This is a genomic window from Microbispora sp. NBRC 16548, assembly GCF_030268985.1.
In the GTDB taxonomy this organism is placed as follows: domain Bacteria; phylum Actinomycetota; class Actinomycetes; order Streptosporangiales; family Streptosporangiaceae; genus Microbispora; species Microbispora catharanthi.
Map to the genome: position 1 here is coordinate 85,497 of NZ_BSSF01000006.1, position 20,649 is coordinate 106,145.

The window sequence follows — 20,649 nt, forward strand, 5'->3', positions numbered from 1 at the left end:
AGCGCATCCCGAATGATCGGTTCCAAGGGGGAGCCGCTCTGCTTCTGTGCATTTGGCGAAGATGCTGATCACAAGCGAGGCACGGCCGACCAGCTCGCAGGCGCGGCGCCTACTCCGTCAGGCCGCCGGCATGGTCGTGGACCCCGAACTGCTGGAGGAGTTGGAGAAGGTCGTCGAGGAGGAAAAGGGGGTTCACCGGCGGGCACCGCAGGTGACGTCGGCGAAGGCGGACCCGACGAGGACGCAAACGGGACTCAAGCCGAACGCCGGCGCCTGAGGCTGCGGCGCCGTGCACGGCTGAAAGCGGCCGCGCTCGGCCGCTCGCGCGGCGGCCTGACCAGCAAGGTTCACCTGTCCGCTGACCGGTGCTGCCGCCCGCTGTCGTTCGTCGTGAGGCCGGGTCAGGCCTCCGACAGCCCGCAGTTTCGGGCCGTCCTGGCCGGCATCAAGGTCCGGGTTCGCGTCGGCCGCCCGCGTACCCGCCCTGACGCGGTGGCCGCCGATAAGGCGTACTCCTCCCGCGCCAACCGCTGCTACCTGCGTCGGCGCCGCATCCGGGCGGTGATTCCCGAGAAGGCCGACCAAGCGGCCAACCGCAAGAAACGCGGGTCACGCGGTGGCCGCCCGGTTAGCCGCGATCCGGAGTTGTACAAGGAGCGCAACACAGCCGAGCGCTGCATCAATCGGATCAAGCAGTGGCGGGGCCTGGCCTTCCGCTTCGACAAGACCCCCGAGAGCTATCTCGCCGGCCTCTACTTACGAGGTGCCATGTTGTGGATCCGTAGCCTTCAGCCCGCCTGAAGATCCGAACTCCGTACAGGCCCTAGCGGCGAGAACCGGTCGCGGTCACCGTGACGGTACGCCTCTCGGCTGCGGCCGCCTTTCGCAGAGGGGGAAGTTGCCTCGGAAGCTGTGCACCCCTTAGAAGCGACTACAGCCACGAGAACCCTCCAATGAGGGAATCAAGATCGAATAGTTTTGACTTACGAAAACTCTATAAGCGTTATCTGTTTCGCTGAATGATAGTGCTAGTATGACGCTGTGGGTGAGAGAGAGTCGCAGAGCGAGACCACCAGCCGAGCCTGCGGCTATACCAAGTGCGACCAGCGCGTTGTCTACACCGGCTCCGGTCGGCCGCGGGAGTATTGCGGCCCGCCAGAGCGGGTGTGGTCGAACGGCAAGACTTGCAAGCAGCTTGCGGCCGAGGAGCGGCGCGCCGCGCAGACCGCCGGAATCGACGGGGCGCTGGCCATGTATGCCGCCACCGCTGACCCGCTGCTGGCCGCGATCGCCGCCGTGCTGCCCGCGCTGAGCGAGCACGCCACCGCGCTGACCGAGGTCCGCGACGCTGCCATGGCCCGCATCGGCGAGGCCGAACGCCAGGCCGCCGAAGCTATCGAGGCCGCCCAGCGGGCGGAGACCGCCCGTGCCCAGGCCGTACGCGAAGCCGCGGCAGCCGTCCGCGAGCGCGAACAGGCCATCGAGGCGCGCCGCGCCGCGGAGCGGATGGCCCGTGACGCCGAGGAGGACCGGCGCCGCCAGGTGGAGGCGGCCTGGCGGGAGGTCGCCGAGCACGAAGGCCGGCGCGCGGCCGCCGAGCAGCGCGCCAGCGAGCAGACCGCCGCCGCCACTCATGCCCACCAGCAGCGCCAGGCCGAATGGGAACGCGCCGAGGCCCTGGCCAGAACCAACCGGGAGTTGGAGAGGATCAACCGGGACCTGGACAAGCGGCTCGCCGCTCAGGCCGCCGAGGCTAGCGCGGCCCGCCGGGCACAAGCCGCCGCTGAGGCTCAGGTCGTCGCTGGCCGGCAAGAGATTGAGCAGGTGCGCGTCGACGCCGCTGGCGTGCGGGAGGCGTTGCGCGAGGCATTCGACGCCCACATCAGCGCGCTGGAGGAGGCCCGCGAGGAGCTGCGCCGCCGCGCCGAGCGCACCGAAGCTGACCTTGCTGCCACCCGCGACGAACTGACTACCGCCCGCGCTGAAGCCGCCCAGCTCCGCGAGCGCCTGCAGTAAACCAAGCCACCCTCGACCAGAACCGCAAAGAGTTGGGATGCCATTAGGAAGCATCAGTCGCCGCCAAACGCCAAATGCATCTCGTCAACGTCGACTCGTACTGGGGCGGCTGGCGGAGGCGCGCCTGCGCTTCGGCGTGCGCAAATGAGGGCAATGTCCCGGTAGATCCACAGGGCGATGCCGGGAGCCCCCCGCGTGCCGCGGCCGGCGGTCACCGCCGTAGGACGTACTCCGTCAGCACGTCGGCGACGGCCTCCTCGACCGTCTCGCGCGGCTCCTGCTGGCCGCGGGCGACGGAGTATTCGCCGGGGGCGTCCGCGAGGTAGTAGCCGACCCATCGGCCGGCGTTGTCCTGCTGCACCTGGCCCACCCTGGCCCCGTCGATCCCGACGCGCTTGACCGGCACCACGGGGGCCGGGGAGTAGCCGGGGCGGAACTGCCGCTCGGTGCCGTCGAGCAGCTCATACGGCATCAGGCCGGGGTTCGCCAGGAGTTCGGCGCGGATCGCTTCCCGCTGCTCGTGCCGGGCGTCCAGCCAGTCGCCGATCGCCTGGTGGTCCTCCGGCGTGCGCGGCCCGTCGAGGACGAGGTCGATGAGGTGCCCGATGTCCATCTGCTCTCCTGCATGGGTGAGGGTCCAGCCCTGCCCGTGCTCGGGCAGGGCGGTGCAGTGCGTTGGAATCCTCGGCCCGCAGGGGCCGCCACAGCGCGACGGAGGCGCTGCGCCCACGATAGCCCCACGTCAGGCGAGGTCAAGGTCGCTGATCGCGACGCCCTCGACGTCCCGCCCGGCGGGGTCGTAGTCCCATGCGACGATCCGGTCCCCGTCCCGGTAGATGCCGGGGGTGACCTCGGACCCGCCGAACACCTCGCGCTCGCGGTCCTCGACAGTCTCACCGGCCGCGACGTCGAGAGGCTCGTCGAGCCGGGCGAGGGCCTCACGCATCATCCGGATCAGCCCGCGCCGGGCCTCCGAGCGCAGCTTCTTGATCTCGGCGTCGAGTTCGCGCTGCAGCTCGGCGGCGACATCCTCGACGTTCTCGCCGTTGGTGACTTCCTTCCACGGCACCGACAGCCACTCGCCGCAGACCACGTGCTTCTTGTCGAACTCCTCCAGCTCGCCGCCCTGCACGTCGGTCGAGAGGATGACGGGGCATGGGGGTTCTCGTACCCGATCTCCTGGTGGCAGCGGGGGCAGTTGTTGTACGGCCAGTCGGTCCAGACGACGACCCGCCGGATCTCTTCCCTCGTGATGAGGTCGGTCCCGGTGAGCGCTTCGGCGTAGGTGCCGGCGGGCATCCGGTCAGGAATCACGATGGTTTCCTTCGGCAGGATGCGGTCGATGGTGGTCCGGGCGATCCCGGTGAGCTCATGGATGCGGGTCTTGCTCATGCCCAGTCGGCGGGCCGCGCGGACGAGGGAGTCGCGGCGGGCGTAGTTCGCGGCCCACGCTCGCGGCCATTCCGGAGGAGACGGCCCTGCTCGGCCTGCCGCCGGCGGGGACGCCGGTGATCGAGCAGGTCACGCTCTTGCATCGTTCGGGCAGCCACACCCGCTGGTCGTGGCGTTAGGGCTGGCCGTGTCCGAGGCGAGGCCATTGGCGCGCCGCTGCAACAGCGAAGGCACGATGGAACGCGCCCCCGGAGGAGCGCCCGCTCAGCTGGTCGCGTCGATTGCCGGCGGGAACAGGCCGTCACGACCCCGCGCCGGTGCCGAGCCAACAGGGCTTATCACACCGCTCCAGAATGAAACAGCGTCATCTCGGCGCCCGCCAAGCCCTGCCCCCGTCATCACCCGTGGTGCGAGCTGGGGGCTGGAGCGACACTGCGCTTGGCGGTCCCGGCGCTTTGGGGACGCTTCCGCGGAACCTCTGCGCGGGGGAAGGCCAAGCCGCGCTACGCGCGGTCGCCTTCGGCGAGCCTTCCCCCGCGCCGAGAACCCGCGGGCAGCCAGTCCCAGCGCCGGGACCCGCCCAGCGCGATCAACCGAGTGGGTGAGCTCCCGAAGGTTCCATGTCCATCGGGGTGCCGACCACGCGCGCGGTGACGTCCTCGTTCACCCACGATGCTGGGTGGGCTCTGCCCGTACTGGTGTCGAAGTATCGCGCGTACTGCTGGACCGCGTCCAGGCGATCGGCGTCGGCATTTTGTCCGCGCCCTTCGCCGGCCGCCGCAGGCCTTCGCTCCGCCGCTCTGGCTGCGGCGGTTTGGAGATGCGTCGCGACATCCCTGCGAGATCTGCAACGGCGCCGGCTGGTGCTGCCCCTCATCTCTGCACCTCTGGGAGATCCCATATGACCTGGAATTCCTACTGGGTGTCTGTCTGGGCCGTGCTCGGTCTGGCCATCGGCCTTGCCGGTTTTCGTAAGAAGGACAAAATGCCGGTCGGCTTCATGAGCTGGGCCGCCGCCGCCTGTCTGCTGTACTGGGGCTTCGGGATGGCCGTGAGCTTCCTCGGCGCGTGGGCGGCTGGCCTCGGCGGCTGGATCCGCGACGGGATCCGCCAGGGCGGCTGGGTCGGTTACATCGCCCTGGGCACCGCCATCATCCTCACTACCGCTACCGCATTCGGCCTGTTCACCGGGTTTAAGGACATCATCAAGGACCGCAAGCCGGATCAGCCCGCCTACATCGTGTGCATGTTCATCTTCCTGGCGGTCCTGGTTGTCCTCGGCACCGTGGCGGGGCCGAAGATCCACGACCGCATGTTCGGCAAGGTTGGCGCGTCTGTGGCACAGAACGGGTGATGAACGATGGACCGGATTGCGGTCTTCATCGGCAGTGTTCTGCTGCTAATCGCCAGTGTCGCCTACTTCCGCCAAGTGATGGGCCGTGATGCCGGGGGCGGAAACAAGACGTCGCATAAGGCTGAGCCAAGACAGAGAGCCACGGCGAATGAGAAGGCTAGCCCGGGCATCCGCGTTGGCCGCTCCGGAGCCGCCGCCGATCAGAGACCCGCTGGGGAGCCCGCGGCCGAACCCAATGAAGGCGAACCGCGCCCGCTGCCTATCGAGGTGACGCTCGAACGGCATGAAGAGCCGCACCCTGGCCCTTGGCCGCCGAAAGGCTCCGATACCTCGAAGCCGCTTGGCGAGCGCCGCCCCGAGCTGGATCCCGCACCCGCATCAGAAGGACCTGACCTCATGAGGAAACTTCGTGACCTTGCCCGTAGGAGGGAGCCGCCCGCCGCGCGGTACAAGAAGCCGCGTGCGGTTAGCAGGACCACCACCTTCAGGCGAGTCCCGATAGCTGAGGTCGACGAGCACGCATCACCTGACCAGCACCCCCGCAGGGGCCTGCCGGCTCAGGAGAAGGCAGCAGCGGTAGAAAAGGTGATCCAGGAGTTCGCGGAGGAGGTGATGATTCCACCGCATCTGCTTGTCCCCAAGGCGACCATGATGCGGAACATCGTCAGTTTCATCCGCGAGGGCCTGGTCCGGCTTGTCCGCCTCCCGGACGGCAGGGACATTCGCACGCCGCTGGCGAAGGGATACGCCTACGCCCAGGTGTACGCGGACGCCGCTGACGGTCTGGGCCTCCTGCGTGACCACCTCATCGAGAACCGTCACGACCCGCAGGTCATCGCAGCGTATGAGGAGGCCGCTGCTGCGGCTCGTCACTGCGCCGAAATCGTGAAGGGCGCAGCCCAGACAGCCTCAGGTCGCTACCAGGGCACCGCCTCGGACCAGGCACGCGGCGTCCGCCTGCCTGACATGCACGACTCCTGATTCTGCGCGGGGAAAGGAGACTGCCCTGTCCGCAAAGGCGCCCCCTTCCCCCGAGTCTGCCGAGACCCCGCCTGAAACCGAAGAGCCGGGATACACGTGGGTAGCCCCCGAATTCGTCAGCTATCCGTACAGAGCTGTGCGGTGGCTCGTGATAAGCGCCTGGCAGCACCGGATCATGCTGTCGCCGGTGTACGCCGCTGCCCTGCTTGAGGGCCTGGCGTCGCAGGGGTGGCCTACCTGGTCCCTGCTGTTCGGCGGCATCATCTGCGTGGCGGTGCTGTACCTCGTGGGCAGGATCCGGGAGACCCCTTTGGGGTGGCAGGCCTTCTCGCTCGGCTCGACGGTGGCCGGCACTGGCTACCTGGTCGCAACCACTGAGGCGGGCTGGCTGCACCCCATTGTTCTCGCAAGCTGGGCGGCACTGGCGGGCGGCGCGACGTACGCCCGGGGGAAGATCGCCGAGCACTACGCTCCCGCCGAGAAGACGCCAGCCGAGGCGCCCCCGCCGAAGAAGGTCGAGCTCCCCCTGGCACCGGCGCCGCACCCGCTGCAGGCGATGATCGACGACATCTGCCAGCGGTTGGCGCAGCTCAGGACCAAGATCGGCATTCCTGAACTGGAGATCATCGGACAGCAAATCGTCAGCGAGACGCGTTTCACCGTGACGGTGCGGACTCGGATGCCGCTGCGGGACATTAGCCCATCGCGGGAAGGCATTGCCGCACGGTTGGAGCTGCCGGTCGGCATGCTGCGGCAGATCACCGGGCTCGTCGACAACGCCGGTGTGCAGGTGTTTCACTTCCAGATTGGCCAGCCGCACCGCGGCGAGCCGATCGTGTGGAGGCCGCCCAGGTGGGAGGGCGACATCCTGACCCCGTTCAAGATCGGCATACGGGAGGACGAAGAGGACGCCACCATGCTGCTGGCCACCCGCCAGGGTGGCGTGCGGCACGGCGCAGTATCCGGAAAGTCCGGTTACGGCAAGACCGTCCACCAGATGGTCGTCGCCGCGAACGTCGCCAACTGCATCAACGCCGTAGTGCTGGTCGCCGACCTGAAAGGCACTCACGACTTCGCTCCGTTCGCGCCGCTGACGCCGTGGTACGCCACGACGGCCGAAGAGGCGACCCGGCAGCTCGTGTCGGTCGCGCGGCTGTGCGAGCCCGGCCCATACAACCGCGGGCCACTGAAGGTGCGCGGCGACCGGGTCATCGTCCCCACGGAAGACTCCGTCGCGATCATCCTGCTGTACGACGAAATCCGGATGGTCTTCAGCGCCGAGATGAACCCCAACGGGTACAAGCTGGCAAACGCTGCCGCCGCGACCATCGCCCTGCTCGGCCGGGCGTTCGGTATCGGCATCCACGTCGCCGGTCAGGACATGTCCGAGACGGCGATGCCGCAGACGCGCGACACCTCTGGCACGGCCTTCCGCCGCCAGCTCCACCACCGCCGCGTGTTCCACGAGGACGACAAGCGGTCGGGCCAGTTCCTCCTAGACGACTTCTCCCGCCTGGACGTCACCACCTTGGAGACGCCCGGCCGATTTTTCCATGCGGAAGGGAAGGAACCGTCGCTGCCGACCCTCGGTTACGACATCCCCGACCCACTGGCGTTCCACGAGTGGGCGCTGACGCGTTCGGACTCGGTCCGAGGCGTCGACGAGCGGACCACCCGTCTGCTGGGCGATGACTTCACCACCGCGCATCAGCGGTTGCCGGCCGAGGTGGCGGAGTGGATGCCGTCGCGGCCGAGACGGCGGGTGGCGACGATGCACCCGGTGCCGGGTCTCCGCCGACGTGCGCAGCAGACGGCCAGGGAAATGCTGATCACCGCCAGGCCGGAGGTGCAGGCCACGCAGGACCTGGAGGAGTTGGAAGCGCGGCTCTCCGCGCTGGACTCCGAGCTCGAGGGCGATCTGGACGGCTTCAGCCATGAGGCCGACGAGGCCGGCGAGGTCGTACCGCTGGCGAACCCGACGCTGGAGGCGTTCGCGGTCGCGCTGGAGCACGGTCGCCGGACGGGCGTGAACCGTGTCGGGCTGATGGATGCCACAAGGATGAAGCGCACCTGGCTCAGTGTGCGGCTCAACCTTCTCTCCGAAGACGGCGTGCTGTACAGCCGGGGGCAGACACGCGCGAAGCTCTGGTTCCTCGCCGATGGAGTGTCCGGGCGGCGACTTCGCGAGGCGATCGAGGCCGCCGACGAAGCGATCAGGACCGCCAGGACGCAGGACGAGGACACAGGCGGTAGTGACGGCGAGTGATCGCCGTCACTACCGCCGGAAGGCTCGCGGTCGAGTCGGTCGAGCCAGCCCCCGGCCGCCTCTATACACGCCGAACTTGACCGCCAACAAGATCAACGGTCCAACTGCGGTCGAGTCGCGGTCGGGCCTGTGGTCGAGCCGTGAACAAGCTCGCGGTCGAGTCGAATAACTACAGAAAGTGACAGTGTGATGGTGTACGAGTGGCTCGACGGCTTCGGCCGCCAGGTCGCGACCAACGGCTGGCTGGCTCTGGCCTGCATTGTGGCCGCTGTCATGCTCGCCGCGGGCGTGGTGTGGCTCCTGACGTGGTCGGCCGGGCGCATCCTGGCCGCTCTCCGTGGCTTCCCTGGCCAGGCAGAACGCGAGCAGGGTCGGACCGACAGGCTCGCAGTGGTCGTCGCGCTGATGGCCGGCGCGGTATCCGCGCAGGGCATGTGGGTGGTGTTCGGCGAGGTCCTCGGCCTGGACATGCCGTTGCGACTGTTATTCGTGCTGTTCGAGGTTGGCGCGTTTGCCGAGGCCCGCCGCGCCGACAAGCACACCCGCATGTACGGCAAGGCGGGTGTGGACGGCGCGATCATGTGGGCTATCACCGCCATGTCGGGTCTGTTGTCCAGCCTGGACTCCAAGAGCGGGATCGAGGCGCTGCTGCGGCTCATCACACCGCTGTTCGCCGCGCTCATGTGGGAACGCGCGATGAGCGGTTCCCGCAAGGACTGGCTGGAGGCGCAGAAGGCGGACCTGGTCCGGTTCCCCGAACCGGTGCGGGAACCGTTCTGGGCGCGGGTCCGGGACCGGTTCCTGGTCGCGTTGCGCCTGGCGGACCCGGAGGGCCGGACCGTGTCGGAAGCGACGGCGGACCGGTACCTGGACCTAGCGGCGAAACGCATTGCGCGGGTCCGCCGTATGAGGGAGAAGGCCAGGTCCGCGCGGAGATCATGGCGTCGGTGGAAGGCGCAGCGGGCGCTCACGGCGGCGACGGTCCACGCGGGCCTGGGAACGGACCCGGTCCGGTTCCAGGCCCTAAGAGGAAAGCTCGCGGCACACGGCGCGCTCGACTATCTCGTGGACATGGAGGTACCGCCGCTGGATGCCCTCACGGAACCGGACCAGGGCGCCTCCGGGGCCGGTTCCCAGACCAGCGGGAACCGGGGCCAGAACGCTTTCGCCAACCGGCGCCGGACCGGTTCCCGGAACCGATCGGGGAACGGCTCCAAGCGGATGAAGGCAATCACCTTCGACTACCTTCCCGACGACCCCGCTGAGGCCGCCCAGCTCATCGACGAGCGCTACTTGGCCGAGACCGGTAAGCCGGTCACCGTGGAGGAGCTCCGCGATCACCTCGGCATCCGCAAGACCACGGCAGGAGAACTGCTTCGCCGGGCGCGCGGTGTCAGCAAAATCAATTCCTCCGGCTGAAGGACACACCAAGCCTGCCACCGCTTGCCACTGCGGCCGCCCTGCTGGATCTGGCCGACGTCGGCGACCTGGCCGTGTCATCCCCTGTCCTGCGCGTAGTTCGCCGACTACCAGCACCTGGTTCACGGGCTGCAGCTGACCGACGAGCGGTGGCGGGGCATCAGCGACCACCTCCCCGACTGCGACCGCCACGTCCGTGCCTATGGCCAGCCCACCCCGACGACGAGCCGCTGCCGCCGTACGGCGGGGCGGTGTCGTCCCGGTTCAGCCCCCTGGACCGGGCCGTGCAGCTGGCCGGCCACGTTCACCACCACATACAGGAGCTCAACGGCGCGCCCGCCGCCGCCACCGCTCACTGACCCTGCCCGCGACGAGCACCCAGAAAGGGACCTGCCATGCCGTACGTATACCCCGCCGACCCGATCACGCCCGACGAGCTGTTCGATGCGCTGCAGGACGCGGTCGACGACCTGGCCCCGCTGATCAACCAGTACAAGGCGACGGACGACCCGGCCGCGCGCACCGAACTGGCCGCGAAGATCGCCGAGGAGATCGCCGAGGCCGTCGGCGGCACCGGGCTGTGCGTGGTGATCACCGGCCCGGGTGACCAGCCGGTGACCGGCCCCGACGGGGAGCCGCTGCACTTCGGCGGCGGCTACGACGCCAACGACCAGGCCAAGCAGCTCACCGAGGGCACCGGCGTCCCGCACGTCGCCCAGTGGCGCACCACGTCGTGCCGGGTCGCGGCGTGCGGCGGCTGCGGCCGCACCGCCGCCGCACACCGCGACACGCAGGAGGAGGCGGACCAGGCGGCCCCCGCCACCTGGGCGCGCACCCCGCGCGGGCTGCGCTGCGACACCTGCACCCCCACCGCCATGAAGGGGCAGACCCGGTGACCGCCGTGCCCACCGATGAGGAGCTGGCCGCGTGGGTGCAGCAGGCGTGGGCGGTGGGCGAGGCCGCCCGCGCCGAGCACCTGCGCCGCTGCACCGTGCGCCTGGCCCGCCTGGTGCGGCAGCACTTCCCGGAGGCGGCCGCCGTCACGGTCGACGTGACCGACTGCATGCCGCGCGGCGACGCGCAGCCGAACCTGCTGCGTATCCACGAGCCGGCCGGGGTGGTGTGGGACTGGGACGACCCCGACACGGAGTGGCGGCTGACCCTGCCGGAGACGCAGGAGATTGAGGGGCTGCTGGTCGACGCGCTGGCGTTCGACGTCACCCACCAGGTGCTGGCCGAGGCGGGGTGGCAGCAGGCCGAGCACGACCACGACGAGTACACGATCACCCTGCTCGCTGTGGAGGTGCCCGCCGTGCGGGTGCCGGTGGTGTGGCTGCCCCACCAGGCGGACACCAGCACGGATGGCGGCACCGATCCACGAGGCGGCGGAGGCCGCCCTGGTGGCTGCCGCCTGCCGCTGAACCGGCACTGTTCACCGCCTGGTGGCCCCGGCTTCCGCCGAAAGCCGGGGCCACATTACGGGCATAGGGCGTAAGGTTGGTTCTTTGTCAGCTAGACGTGCTGTTCACCTCCAGCCTTGGCGGGTGCGGGGAGGACGACGTCGATGCGGCACTGCGGCGGGTCCTCCTGCGAAGAGGACGTTGCCGAGTGGTAGATGGCGAACGCTCCTGCTGCGAACAGAAGCAGTGCGCCCAGCCGGACGGTCTTGGACCAGTTGCCGATTGCGTCTCGGACCGTCCGGCCGCCCTCCCGCGTGATCTCCGCCGCGAGGGTTTCGCTGTGGTCCTCCGCCCTGGTTGGCGGGGGTTCTTCGCCGGTCATTCGGCGCATTCCTCCCATTCGTGGAAAACAAAAATGCGCCCATGCCGGACGCCTACTCAAATTTTGCGAGTCCCCTGGAAACCCGCGGTAGGCGTACGCACAGACGCATTGGTCATTCAATTGTCACGCCAGCTGCAGCTCGTGAGCCGCAATCGGCATCGGTCCGAGGCCAGCCCCCGGGTGGGGTTGGCCGGGCGACGGTCCCACCAGGGGGATGAGACCGAACTGAATGCTGCCAGGAGGAACATCTGACAGGCGCGCTACGCACCCCACGTCAAGTCAGGAGCGTCCCTGCGAGGCCACTCCGGCACGAGGCGGTAGCACCCCACAGTCTGCCACAGGCGGCCCCGCCATGCGTGCCGAAATGGGCGGGAAGGCTGGGAATCGCCGGGCTGCGGGGAGGTGCCCTGCTTTCGATTAGCTCGACGCCGCCCCCGGCGGGGGCTGAACTGCGGAAATTCCCCAAGTCGGTTCGCCGATTCTCGTCACCGGCTCCGGCGGCGCCGGGTTGTGGCAGCAGCTGCTCGTGCAGCGCCACGGCCGTCGGCTCCCTTGGCGAGCATCCTCCCCGGGCAGCCGCACTGCTGTCACAAGCGCGCCTGGGGACCTCATTTGCCTCACGGGATGCACCGAACCTATGTCTTGACTTATCTTGACTGTACTTGTCAATGCTCTCAAGGAGCAGGAATAGTGACCCGAGCATCACGTGGGAGAGCGCCATATCAGAACGTCAGGTCGCGGCCGCATGCAGCCGCCGGCCTCAGGGCGCATGTTCAGCCCAAGCCGCCTGGCAAGCACCGCGGGGAAGCGTCGGGACATGAGCTGACGCCAGATGACGACTTTTGGACAGAACAAGACGAGGACGCATTCGGCGGACGACTGATCGCTGTGCTGCGGCGGCTACCGCTGAGGAAGGGGCTGCGTGTCGCCTTCACGGCAAGCGCCTTCCTCTTGGTTGCGGCTATCGCGGCGGAACTGTTCATCGACAAATCCGTTGCCGTGCCAGGTGACACTTCGAGCTCGTCAGCGGCTTTCGCGGAGGATGCCTCTCCCGAGCCGATGCTGTTTGACTTTCCTCCTCCTCCGCCTGCGGTCGCCAGTCCTGTGCCGGCGACGCCGGACGCCGGAAATAGTCAGCCTCCTAGCCGTCCCTCTCCGCCAGTCGAAAATCAGTCGACCCCGTTAAGGGCGCCTACGCCAACACGCTCGCCGTCACGTCATCTTGTGGTCACGATCGGACCCCATGATGCGCCGCCCCCGCCTCCTTTCAGAACGACCCCTTCACCAGTTCCTTCCCCGGAGCTCTCTGTCTCAGCGAGCAATGTCCATTTGGGAGCGGCCTCATCCGCGACCGTGGCTCTAACTGCTGTTAACGGCGAGATCAGATGGCAGGCAACTGTCACCGGGGATGGTCTCATGCCTGAGCTTTCTCCTGACAGCGGGCGCCTGGCAGATGGCCAGACCACCGTTGTTCAAATCAAGGCCTCGGACGACACCGGTTCGTTGTGGCAGTACTTTGCCTCGGCTCACGGCCGTGCCGCCACCATCACGATCAGCTGGTTCGGTACCAACGGCGGCACCCGGGCCTCGGGGGTCATCCCCGTCACCGTCACCAGCGGACACAGCTGCAGGTGCCTTACCACTCCAAGCCCCTCCCCAGACCGCCCCTTCGCGGTCACCACACGCTCATCCTGAGAGAGTCTGATGAACAGATTTCGGCAACGCCGATGGCTGGTCACACTGACAGTGATCATCACCATCGCCTGTGCTGCCACGGGTATTGCCGTGGCCTCGCAAAGCACCGACCCGACTATGGAGCAGACGTGCGCCGCCCTCTACGGGCAGGGCAGCGACGTCTACAAGGAGTGCATGGAGTTCAACGGCCTCGTCCCGCCCGACGCCGGCGGGACACCCACCGCCGCGGCAGCGAGAGCCGGAAACCACCCGGTCATCTACTGGTGTAGCAATAAGTCGACCGGCTCCACGCCGCCAGCCCGATCCTGCAAGACCCCGAGCGTCTGCACCTGGCAGGCCGACTCCAAGTACCATTGCGTGAACAGCAACGGTGTGGAAGTGGCGCCCAGCGCCACCATGTGCGCGAGCAACCCCGACTACGCCTGCTACACCGGCGTCAGCCCAACCAATACCGGCAGCGCCCAGAACCTGGTTGCTACGCTCGGCCCCGCTGCCCCGGAGACTGCCTTGGCTGCCCCTACGGCCCTGGTCGCGTCCCCGACCCCGACGCCCGCCTCCATATCTCCCAGTTCTCAGCCGACAACGACGCCGACCCCCTCGCCCAGTCCCACACCCACCCCGACACCGGCAGTTCCCGCCGACGACCCTGTCGGGCAGGCCATTACGCAAGCGCGTGACGCATACGGCCTGAGAATCTGGCTCGAGACGGACCTCGTGCCCAAATGGCAGGCTGGCCCGGACCAACTCCAGGCCGCCGCGGCGCGCATCGCGACCTACGCCAGCCAGCCCAACGTCGTGGGCGTGCAGATCGCATACGACCTCGGACTCCGCAATCCCACCAACGGCGACGACATCCAGCGGTTCGTGTCGGAGACATCCGCAGCGCTCCGCCAGGTCCTTCCGCCTGGGCGGCAAATTGCCGTCAACGTTGACATTCCAGAGCTCGGATGCGGCACGAACCAGACGTGCGTCGAGGACATGCGCCGACGCTATCCGGCCCTCACCCTGGCCCAAGTGGAACGCGCCGTCTTGAACGGCGCGGTCGACGCGGTCAACGTCACCAGCGGCCTCTGGTCCGCCGACTACGCGAAGTGGGGGATCAACGCGGCCGCGGCGGAGCGCAATCTGTGGCTGCGGCTGAAACTACGCACTTGGGAGGTGCGCGTTCCCGGCTTGTATGTCGGCGCACGTCAACTCGCGCTGGCGCACGCCGGCGCACGAAGCCCCCTGAGTAAGGCCGCGGCAGAGGACGCCGTCCGTACGCGAGTCGACCTGCCGTTGCAGCGAGGCATACACCACGTGGTGCTCTGGACTTGGCGACAGACCTGGAACGGAGATGCCTGGCGTCTGGCCGACCAGGATGTGACACGCAACCAGGTATGGGATGCGCTCAGGGTGCGGAAGGGCCTGAAGCGAGTCGGCATCGTCTACAACCCACGGGAGCCCGAGAGGGGCCTTTCTGACGATCTCAAGGCGATCGCCGACGTCGCAACCGAGATCTATCTGTTTCTTCCCTGACCCATCCTGACCCGCCAGGGGCGCGGCTCCGTCCGCGCCCCTGGAATCCCGCTGACCGACCACGCCGGAACCACCCCTCCTGACCGTTCAGCTACATCGGTAACGCCGCGATCCAGGCCCGCATGCTCTACGCCGGTCGCCGAAGTCCAGGAGGGGCTTACCAATCGACTGCGACGGAAATGGAGACAGTGGCCGACCACCTCAAGCAGATCCCCCTCCCGGTCTGGGCAGGCGGGATCCTTGCGCTGGTACTGATCGTCATTGCGATTTCGGCCCTTAGGACACGTCGAGCTCGCTCCTTGCCTCCTGCTTCGCTCACCGGTATCTGGGACGACCTTCTGCCGAAGCAGCACGCCATCGCCAGCCTCGCAGAAGTACACGCCCAGGCGAAGGGACCAAGACTGCGGGCATGGGCTGCGCGAGTAACTCCGTTCGTCCTACTGAGTTACTTCGTCGCAACGGTCGCCGGTCTGAGCGCACAGGGCTTAACCGGCTTTGGCCGCGACAACATGCGATTGACGGGGCCCTGGCCATACCTGCTGTTTTTCGCTCTGGACGGAGCGGCCGGCCTCTGTGCATTCCTGGTGACGCGGCGCGCCGCCCGCAACGACGTGGCAACCGGCCCACGCATCGCCGTCTGGCTCATCATCGGCGCCAGCTCCGCCTTCAACGCCGCTCACGCACCCGACAGGCCCGGCGCCGCGGCGTCCTACGCGCTACTGCCCATCATCGGGGCCATGTTGTTCGAGTTCACCCTGGCGGAGGTCAGGCGGTCAAGTCGCGCCCGCGTGGACCGACGCCTTGGCTGGACCCGCTGGCTTCATCCCGTCGAGCGAATTCGCGTCGAGATGATGTTGGCCACTGACGAAACGATGACGGCGGCCCATGCAACCCGCCGCGTTCGCGTGTTAACAGCAGCCGCCTGTCTGCATCGGCTGCGACAGGCTCACGAAAGCTTGGCCGCACATCCCGAGCGACGGCGTGCCGGCAAGCGGGTCGCTCGTTGCGAGCGGAAAGCGCAGGCAGCTCTGACCAGGGCTGAGTTTGCGGATCCTGACGTCGCGGTGAGGGTGATCCGCGAAATGCAGGTGCTGACCTCTGCTCAGCACCTCGCGATGCTCGACTACAGCACCCCCGATGAGGCACAGAGCTTGTTGTCTAACTTGATGATTGCTCCTTCTGCGTCCTTGAACCCCATGGCGGCCCCAGTGGACCAGGCCAACGGACAGGCGAGCGCTAGCCTCAACTCCTCGAAGTCGACCTTGCAGGGAACGGAAGAACAGGCGCTGCCGCAGAGTGAGAAGAGTGTCAACGGAGTTCACCACAAGAGTCCGGGCAAGCCGCCTCTACGAGGCAACGACACATCAAGAGTCCCGGTGAATGACACGGGAGTGTCCTCACAGACCAGAGTGGGTGTCGACAGCGAGCGCAAGGTCTCCGACAGCCCTCCACTAAGGCAATTGAGCCCTGCCCGTCGCGCCCGCATCCTTCGCATCCGTCAACTGCTTACTACGCGACCCGAAGCAAGCACTGAAGAGGTCGCGGGGGCGATCGGAGTACGGCTCCGGACGGTCCAACGAGACATTAGCGACGGAGTCGCGCATGGCCTGCTGCGCGACCTTCAGAACCAAACCCGAGACGGGGACAGCTGCTGAGGGCCCGACGATGGAGAGCATCTATCTTGACTAGCAGTCACGGCGACGCCGGCCTCCTGCAGTGGCGAAGTCTGCCTGCGGGGGCGCACTAGGCGTCGCGCCTCAGGTCGCCCCGAGCAAAGCTGGGCGCGATCCCTGCGACAGATAGTGGCGGGACGCTCGGCACGCCAGCCCTCTAAAGCTAGCGCCCCCAGGTGACCCCTTGATGCTGATCAGCCAGAGCTACCAGCGTTTCCACCAACGGTCCGAGACTCTCTCGGAACTCCTGGTGCTCAGCGGCCAGGAGCTCAGGGATAACCAGGGCCCTCAGCCGAGCGGCGAGGATGGAGAGCCGCTTTCGATCATGAAAATCCGTAGGCGGAGAGTTGATCCCCGCTGCAGTCTGCCCGAGCTGCTCGAGTTCATCGGCGAGGTCACTGTCCGCCTGGTCACGTGCATCCGCCAAACGGACGGCAAGCACCCTGAACTGTTCCCCGTGCTGGCGCACCCACTGGGCTTCTTGATCCGCAGACCACCCGCTCTGTCTCGGAAGGTCCCTATCCTCAGGGTGCCGTCGCAAATTCTCAGCGTGCGCTAGCCAACGGATGCGTTCGCGGGTGGCCTGCCTCGTTGAGAGGCCTACCCGCTCGCCAAGCATCCTGAGTGTCAGCGCGGGGTATCTCGATTGCCCCGCCTCCAGGAGCCGAAGCTCCAGGCTGTCCAGATGAGCAGGGAGCGCAGGAACCACCCGACGGGCGTAAGTGAGCAGCGTGAGCGCATCCAGAATGTCGGCGCTGATGGTGGATTCTGGACTACCCGCGTGCTGCTCGGCGATGAACTGCGCCAACTCCAAAGGGGTTTCAGCAGCTCTCTCCAGGTCGCCGCGCCTGTACGGACTACCAGGACGATCAAGGATGGCATCTCGTGCAGCCTCCATCTCGGCCCGACTGATCAAGGGGATGAGACGCGCTGGCATGCCGTAAATTCTATCTTTACGTCTCTAGGTGCCGGGGCCGGCGCGAGGGACCCGTTGTGAGTTGCTCCTTGCTGACGTTCCAGCCCACCTAAGCGTGGATTCCACATCGTCCGGCTACCCACCCAGGGACGGCACTCCGGCTGGCGCGGGCTACGCCGCGCCCGCGGGGCAACCTCGGCCCGCGCTGCGCCGCCTGAGACCCGCGACGGGGGCGATCCCGCCGTGACGTCACGGCCCAAGCGGCGGGTCTCGTCCGCCACGCCTGATCGGCGTGCTCATATATGTGCCGGACACGGCTGATGAGCTTGATGAGGTCGGCGCTGTAGACGCTCGGCCTCGCGAACCCCGAGCCGGTCCGCTCCCGGCTGGCCCACAGGCCGCCGTGGCTGTCCACGACGGGCAGGCCCGGGCGCAGCCCGCCGAGGCCCTGCTGCCGGGCGAGCACGCAGTTGTGCTGCGCGACAGTGTCGAGGTTTGTGGTGGAACACGTCGAGCCCGGGTGCCGCGCCCTCTGGTAGCCGACATTGAGCACGGCCGCTGCCGATCCGTCTGCGGCCCCGTCTGCCACTGCCCCTGCGGAGGGCAAGCGGCATGGCGCCGACAACCTGCTGAAGCTCTGAAAGGACCCCGTGGCCATCCTGACCGTCAACGGCATCGCCCGCGTCCACTACGACAGCGACATCAACAAGCGCCGCCACCAGGCCGACTACGTCACTGCCATCGACGGCGCCTGGGCGCTCGGCGTCGCCGTGTGCGACGGCGCGGGCGACAACCCCGACGCCGCCGAAGCCGCACAGATGAGCGCGCAGATCGGCGCCGCCGTCGCCGCGTCCACCGGCAGCGGCACCGATGGCATCAAGGCCGCCCGCTACCACCTGGCCCAGCGCAACCACGACGCCCCGTTCGGACAGGAAGGCATCACCACGGCGGTCATCGCCGCCATCACCCACGGCGGCATCGAACTCGCCTGGTGCGGCGACTCCCCGGCCTGGGCTGTCTGCCACGACGGCGCGATCGTCCCCCTGACCGACCAGTCCTGCCACCCGCTGACGCCCTGCAGCGTCGAGTTCTGGCACGACACCGGGCCGCACCGCCGCTTCACACACACCGACGACTGGCTGCGGATCATCATCGCCACGGATGGCGTCACCTCACACCTGCCCGCCAGCGAAGGGCTCGCGCACGCGGCCGCAATGATCGACGACCTGTCGCGGATCGCCGCGCCCGACCTCGACGGCGGCGTCGTCATGACGGAGCTGCGGGACAACGCCAAACGCCACGGCGGCCGCGACAACATCACCGTCGCCGTCATCGACCTGCTGCGGGACGACACCGAGACCAACTGACCCGCGCGGGGGCCGGTCCGGCCGGCCCGCGCAACCACCAACACCACGGCGGCCGCCACAGCCAACACATGAAGGAACCCTTGACCAGTACCAGCACGTTCTCGGGCTGCTGCTCACCACCGACGCAACGAGGGCAACCGGGTGAACCTGCTCGTCTCCGACAACGGCGACCGCCTCGACCTGGGCTACCTGTCCGGCGCGCTGACCCTCGGCGACTGCGATACCGACACCGAACTCTGCGAGGTGGAGGAGCTGCCGCAGGCAGGCATCATCGTCGGCCGCCTGTCCCACCCCGGCGACCGCCCCATCAACCAGGTCGCGGGCGCCCTGCTCGACGCGGCCATGCCGCCCAGCCCGGACCGGTGGTGGCTGGACCTGCGCGGCGGCGTCGTCATCACCGGCATCTGCCACTGCGGCGGGCCGGCCGACCTGCCCGACCACATCTACGACCTCGCGCGGTACGCCGCCGACGCCGTCCACGCGACCATCAGGAGGGCCCGGTGACCCTCATCCGCAACGCCGTCGAGGCCAAGGCCCGCCTGTGCGGCTGGACCGTGGAGCACCGCCGCGAGGCGGAATGCACCGCCCTGGTCCTCACCCGCGACGGCTGGGAGCTCTACATCGCCTACGACCAGGGCAAGGCGTTCTCGGCATCGCTGACCTACCCCGGCAGCACCTACCCCTCCGTCCTGTCGCTGGGCCTGGTGTCGCGGTACCTGTCCGGGAACCGCGCCCAGATGTCGGCCGTCCGGCGGCGGCAGCGCATCGTCTGCGGCGGCAAGGCCGGGGTGGTGGAGGACATCATCCCCGACGACCGGTACCGGGTGCGGCTGGTCGTCCACTACGACGACAACAGCGTGGGCGAGCCGTACACCACCTTCGTCCGCGCCGAGCAGGAAGAGGTGGCGGTATGAAGCAGGACACGACGCGGCGCATGGAGTCGGTCCGGCGGCCGGTCGCGCTGCTGAACCACAAGGTCTACCGGGACCCGGACGGCGAGCACACCTACGTGATGGCCCCGCACGACGGCATCGGCAAGGTGTTCCACGTCCCCGGCTGCCCGAAGCTCAAGGACGCCACCGACACGGACGAGGTCACCGGCACCTACGGCGTCCTGTTCGACATCCCGGGCGGTGTGTGGCCGTGCGGCATCTGCCACCCGCACGGGCGGCACAAGGTGACCCTCCCGGACGGCACCACCCGGTACCGGCCGATGGGCCCGATCGCGCGCGGCACCCACGGCGACCGCCTGGAGGAGTACGGCGAGTACGCCCTGTGCGACCAGGCCCGCGGCCGGTGGCGGGTCCGCGAGTGGGCACCGGACGGGCCGAGGGCACTCGAACGCGCGCAGCAGCTCGGCGTGACGGTGATCCTCGGCCCGCCGGACGCCCGCTACGGCCTCCCCACCCCGATCCCCTCAACGGAAGGACGGCAGTGACGACCACGCCCGCCACCAGGCCCGTGAAGGTGGACGACCTGATCCGCGCCCGCGACGGCCAGTACCTGGTCCTGCGGGTCCGCGAGAACGGCGGCCTGCTCAAGGCCCGTCACGTCGCCACCGGCAAGACCTGGCACCTGGTCCCGCGCAACGGCGTCTGGACTCGCCTGTAGCAGCCCGCATCGGCCCCGCCACTGCGGCGGGGCCGATAGCGGCACCGCAATCAACGGAGGAACCCGTGACGCACACGATCCCACCAGCCCGCACCAACTGCCCCAAGTGCGGGAAGACCTCGGACATCGTCCTCATGGAGTTGCCCGACGATAAGAGCTCGATCGTCTCCGCCTGCTGCGAGGCCCTGATCCCGCACCTGAACGAGGACGCCCCCGTGCTCATCGTGGACGGGCACCTCGTCTGCCCGTACGGCGACTGCGGCGCCGTCGGCGAGATCGTCGAGCTGGACGTGGCGACCCGCGACAACGAGCTGTCGATCGACCCCGACCAGCCCGGCGTCATCAAGGCCAGTCTCGGCGACCACAGCTTCGAGGCCGATGGCTACGAGTGCCGCAAGTGCACCCGCAGCGTGACCATCCCGAACGGCTACGAGATCGAGCGCGACTGACCAACCCGGCGTGACGGCCGGCCCGCCAACCGGCCACCCCGAGCACGCCGATAGCAACACAGACGTCGTGGGCGCCTGGTACGTCGCTCGCGGTGACGTAGAGCCGCCTACCGAGCCGGAGGCGCCGGGGGTGCGGGTCTGGCCCGGCAACCCGTTGTTGTGCGGCCGGTGCGTCGCCAACGCCCGCCGGACGCTGCTCGACCTCGACAT

At 68.3% G+C, this 20,649-nt stretch carries 19 protein-coding genes and 1 pseudogene; 17 read left to right on the forward strand and 3 right to left on the reverse strand.

Annotated features, from left to right (window positions below; translation table 11 throughout):
* Positions 1–244: 244 nt before the first annotated feature.
* Positions 245–801, forward strand: a pseudogene (locus QSK36_RS17675) (IS5 family transposase); the annotation flags it as partial.
* Between the two features lie 240 nt (positions 802–1,041).
* Positions 1,042–2,016 (forward strand): hypothetical protein, encoded by a 975-nt coding sequence (locus QSK36_RS17680; protein ID WP_285783167.1) that lies wholly within the window; start codon positions 1,042–1,044, stop codon positions 2,014–2,016.
* A gap of 211 nt (positions 2,017–2,227) precedes the next feature.
* Here QSK36_RS17680 and QSK36_RS17685 read toward each other — a convergent pair whose 3' ends face one another.
* Both QSK36_RS17685 and QSK36_RS17690 read right to left on the reverse strand, forming a co-directional pair.
* Positions 2,228–2,629: a hypothetical protein gene (locus tag QSK36_RS17685; protein WP_285783168.1), complete on the reverse strand. Its 402-nt coding sequence runs from the start codon at positions 2,627–2,629 to the stop codon at positions 2,228–2,230.
* 129 nt (positions 2,630–2,758) lie between these two features.
* Positions 2,759–3,148: a hypothetical protein gene (locus tag QSK36_RS17690; RefSeq protein WP_285783169.1), complete on the reverse strand. Its 390-nt coding sequence runs from the start codon at positions 3,146–3,148 to the stop codon at positions 2,759–2,761.
* 1,161 nt (positions 3,149–4,309) lie between these two features.
* Here QSK36_RS17690 and QSK36_RS17695 point away from each other — a divergent pair.
* The 6 genes from QSK36_RS17695 (at position 4,310) to QSK36_RS17720 (ending at position 10,923) form a co-directional block, all read left to right on the forward strand.
* A complete protein-coding gene (locus tag QSK36_RS17695; protein WP_183545242.1) occupies positions 4,310–4,762 on the forward strand; it encodes a hypothetical protein in 453 nt (150 codons plus the stop codon).
* Positions 4,763–4,768: 6 nt separating this feature from the next.
* The gene (locus QSK36_RS17700; protein WP_285783170.1) at positions 4,769–5,743 is read left to right on the forward strand and encodes a hypothetical protein; all 975 of its coding nucleotides are present in this window, start codon (positions 4,769–4,771) and stop codon (positions 5,741–5,743) included.
* Between the two features lie 175 nt (positions 5,744–5,918).
* Positions 5,919–8,009, forward strand: a complete 2,091-nt coding sequence (locus QSK36_RS17705; protein WP_285783171.1) for a hypothetical protein — start codon at positions 5,919–5,921, stop codon at positions 8,007–8,009.
* Between the two features lie 192 nt (positions 8,010–8,201).
* Positions 8,202–9,428, forward strand: a complete 1,227-nt coding sequence (locus QSK36_RS17710; protein WP_285783172.1) for a hypothetical protein — start codon at positions 8,202–8,204, stop codon at positions 9,426–9,428.
* Positions 9,429–9,823: 395 nt separating this feature from the next.
* Positions 9,824–10,324 (forward strand): hypothetical protein, encoded by a 501-nt coding sequence (locus QSK36_RS17715; protein ID WP_183545028.1) that lies wholly within the window; start codon positions 9,824–9,826, stop codon positions 10,322–10,324.
* A complete protein-coding gene (locus tag QSK36_RS17720; protein WP_183545026.1) occupies positions 10,321–10,923 on the forward strand; it encodes a hypothetical protein in 603 nt (200 codons plus the stop codon). Before QSK36_RS17715 ends, QSK36_RS17720 begins: the two co-directional genes overlap by 4 nt.
* Before the next feature lie 17 nt (positions 10,924–10,940).
* On the opposite strand, the gene QSK36_RS17725 is transcribed toward QSK36_RS17720, so the two are convergent.
* Positions 10,941–11,210, reverse strand: coding sequence for a hypothetical protein (locus QSK36_RS17725; RefSeq protein WP_183545024.1), 270 nt, complete (start codon positions 11,208–11,210; stop codon positions 10,941–10,943).
* A 1,746-nt stretch (positions 11,211–12,956) separates the two neighbouring features.
* Between QSK36_RS17725 and QSK36_RS17730 the strand changes: the two genes are divergently transcribed.
* The 9 genes from QSK36_RS17730 to QSK36_RS17770 all read left to right on the forward strand — a co-directional run bounded on the left by QSK36_RS17730 (position 12,957) and on the right by QSK36_RS17770 (position 20,439).
* Complete coding sequence (locus QSK36_RS17730; protein WP_285783173.1) at positions 12,957–14,423, forward strand: hypothetical protein; 1,467 nt, start codon at positions 12,957–12,959, stop codon at positions 14,421–14,423.
* Between the two features lie 188 nt (positions 14,424–14,611).
* The gene (locus tag QSK36_RS17735) at positions 14,612–16,078 is read left to right on the forward strand and encodes a hypothetical protein (RefSeq protein ID WP_285783174.1); all 1,467 of its coding nucleotides are present in this window, start codon (positions 14,612–14,614) and stop codon (positions 16,076–16,078) included.
* Between the two features lie 205 nt (positions 16,079–16,283).
* Entirely contained in the window at positions 16,284–16,655 is a 372-nt protein-coding gene (locus tag QSK36_RS17740) for a hypothetical protein (RefSeq protein ID WP_285783175.1), read from the forward strand.
* Positions 16,656–17,662: 1,007 nt separating this feature from the next.
* On the forward strand, positions 17,663–18,379 hold the full coding sequence (locus QSK36_RS17745; protein WP_183545016.1) for a PP2C family protein-serine/threonine phosphatase: 717 nt from the start codon (positions 17,663–17,665) through the stop codon (positions 18,377–18,379).
* A gap of 141 nt (positions 18,380–18,520) precedes the next feature.
* Entirely contained in the window at positions 18,521–18,883 is a 363-nt protein-coding gene (locus QSK36_RS17750; RefSeq protein ID WP_183545014.1) for a hypothetical protein, read from the forward strand.
* Positions 18,880–19,293 carry a hypothetical protein gene (locus QSK36_RS17755; RefSeq protein WP_183545012.1) on the forward strand — a complete coding sequence of 138 codons (414 nt, stop codon included), beginning with the start codon at positions 18,880–18,882 and terminating at the stop codon, positions 19,291–19,293. Before QSK36_RS17750 ends, QSK36_RS17755 begins: the two co-directional genes overlap by 4 nt.
* Entirely contained in the window at positions 19,290–19,817 is a 528-nt protein-coding gene (locus QSK36_RS17760) for a hypothetical protein (RefSeq protein WP_285783176.1), read from the forward strand. The genes QSK36_RS17755 and QSK36_RS17760 overlap by 4 nt, the downstream gene beginning before the upstream one ends.
* On the forward strand, positions 19,814–19,990 hold the full coding sequence (locus QSK36_RS17765) for a hypothetical protein (RefSeq protein ID WP_285783177.1): 177 nt from the start codon (positions 19,814–19,816) through the stop codon (positions 19,988–19,990). The genes QSK36_RS17760 and QSK36_RS17765 overlap by 4 nt, the downstream gene beginning before the upstream one ends.
* Before the next feature lie 65 nt (positions 19,991–20,055).
* Positions 20,056–20,439, forward strand: coding sequence for a hypothetical protein (locus tag QSK36_RS17770; protein ID WP_285783178.1), 384 nt, complete (start codon positions 20,056–20,058; stop codon positions 20,437–20,439).
* Positions 20,440–20,649: the final 210 nt, after the last annotated feature.

Coding starts and splice junctions, on each gene's coding strand:
- QSK36_RS17740 (WP_285783175.1), top strand. CDS start 16,284: ATGCTGATCAGCCAGAGCTACCAGCGTTTCCACCAACGGTCCGAGACT.
- QSK36_RS17705 (WP_285783171.1), top strand. CDS start 5,919: ATGCTGTCGCCGGTGTACGCCGCTGCCCTGCTTGAGGGCCTGGCGTCG.
- QSK36_RS17695 (WP_183545242.1), top strand. CDS start 4,310: ATGACCTGGAATTCCTACTGGGTGTCTGTCTGGGCCGTGCTCGGTCTG.
- QSK36_RS17725 (WP_183545024.1), bottom strand. CDS start 11,210: ATGACCGGCGAAGAACCCCCGCCAACCAGGGCGGAGGACCACAGCGAA.
- QSK36_RS17700 (WP_285783170.1), top strand. CDS start 4,769: ATGGACCGGATTGCGGTCTTCATCGGCAGTGTTCTGCTGCTAATCGCC.
- QSK36_RS17760 (WP_285783176.1), top strand. CDS start 19,290: ATGAAGCAGGACACGACGCGGCGCATGGAGTCGGTCCGGCGGCCGGTC.
- QSK36_RS17685 (WP_285783168.1), bottom strand. CDS start 2,629: ATGGACATCGGGCACCTCATCGACCTCGTCCTCGACGGGCCGCGCACG.
- QSK36_RS17715 (WP_183545028.1), top strand. CDS start 9,824: ATGCCGTACGTATACCCCGCCGACCCGATCACGCCCGACGAGCTGTTC.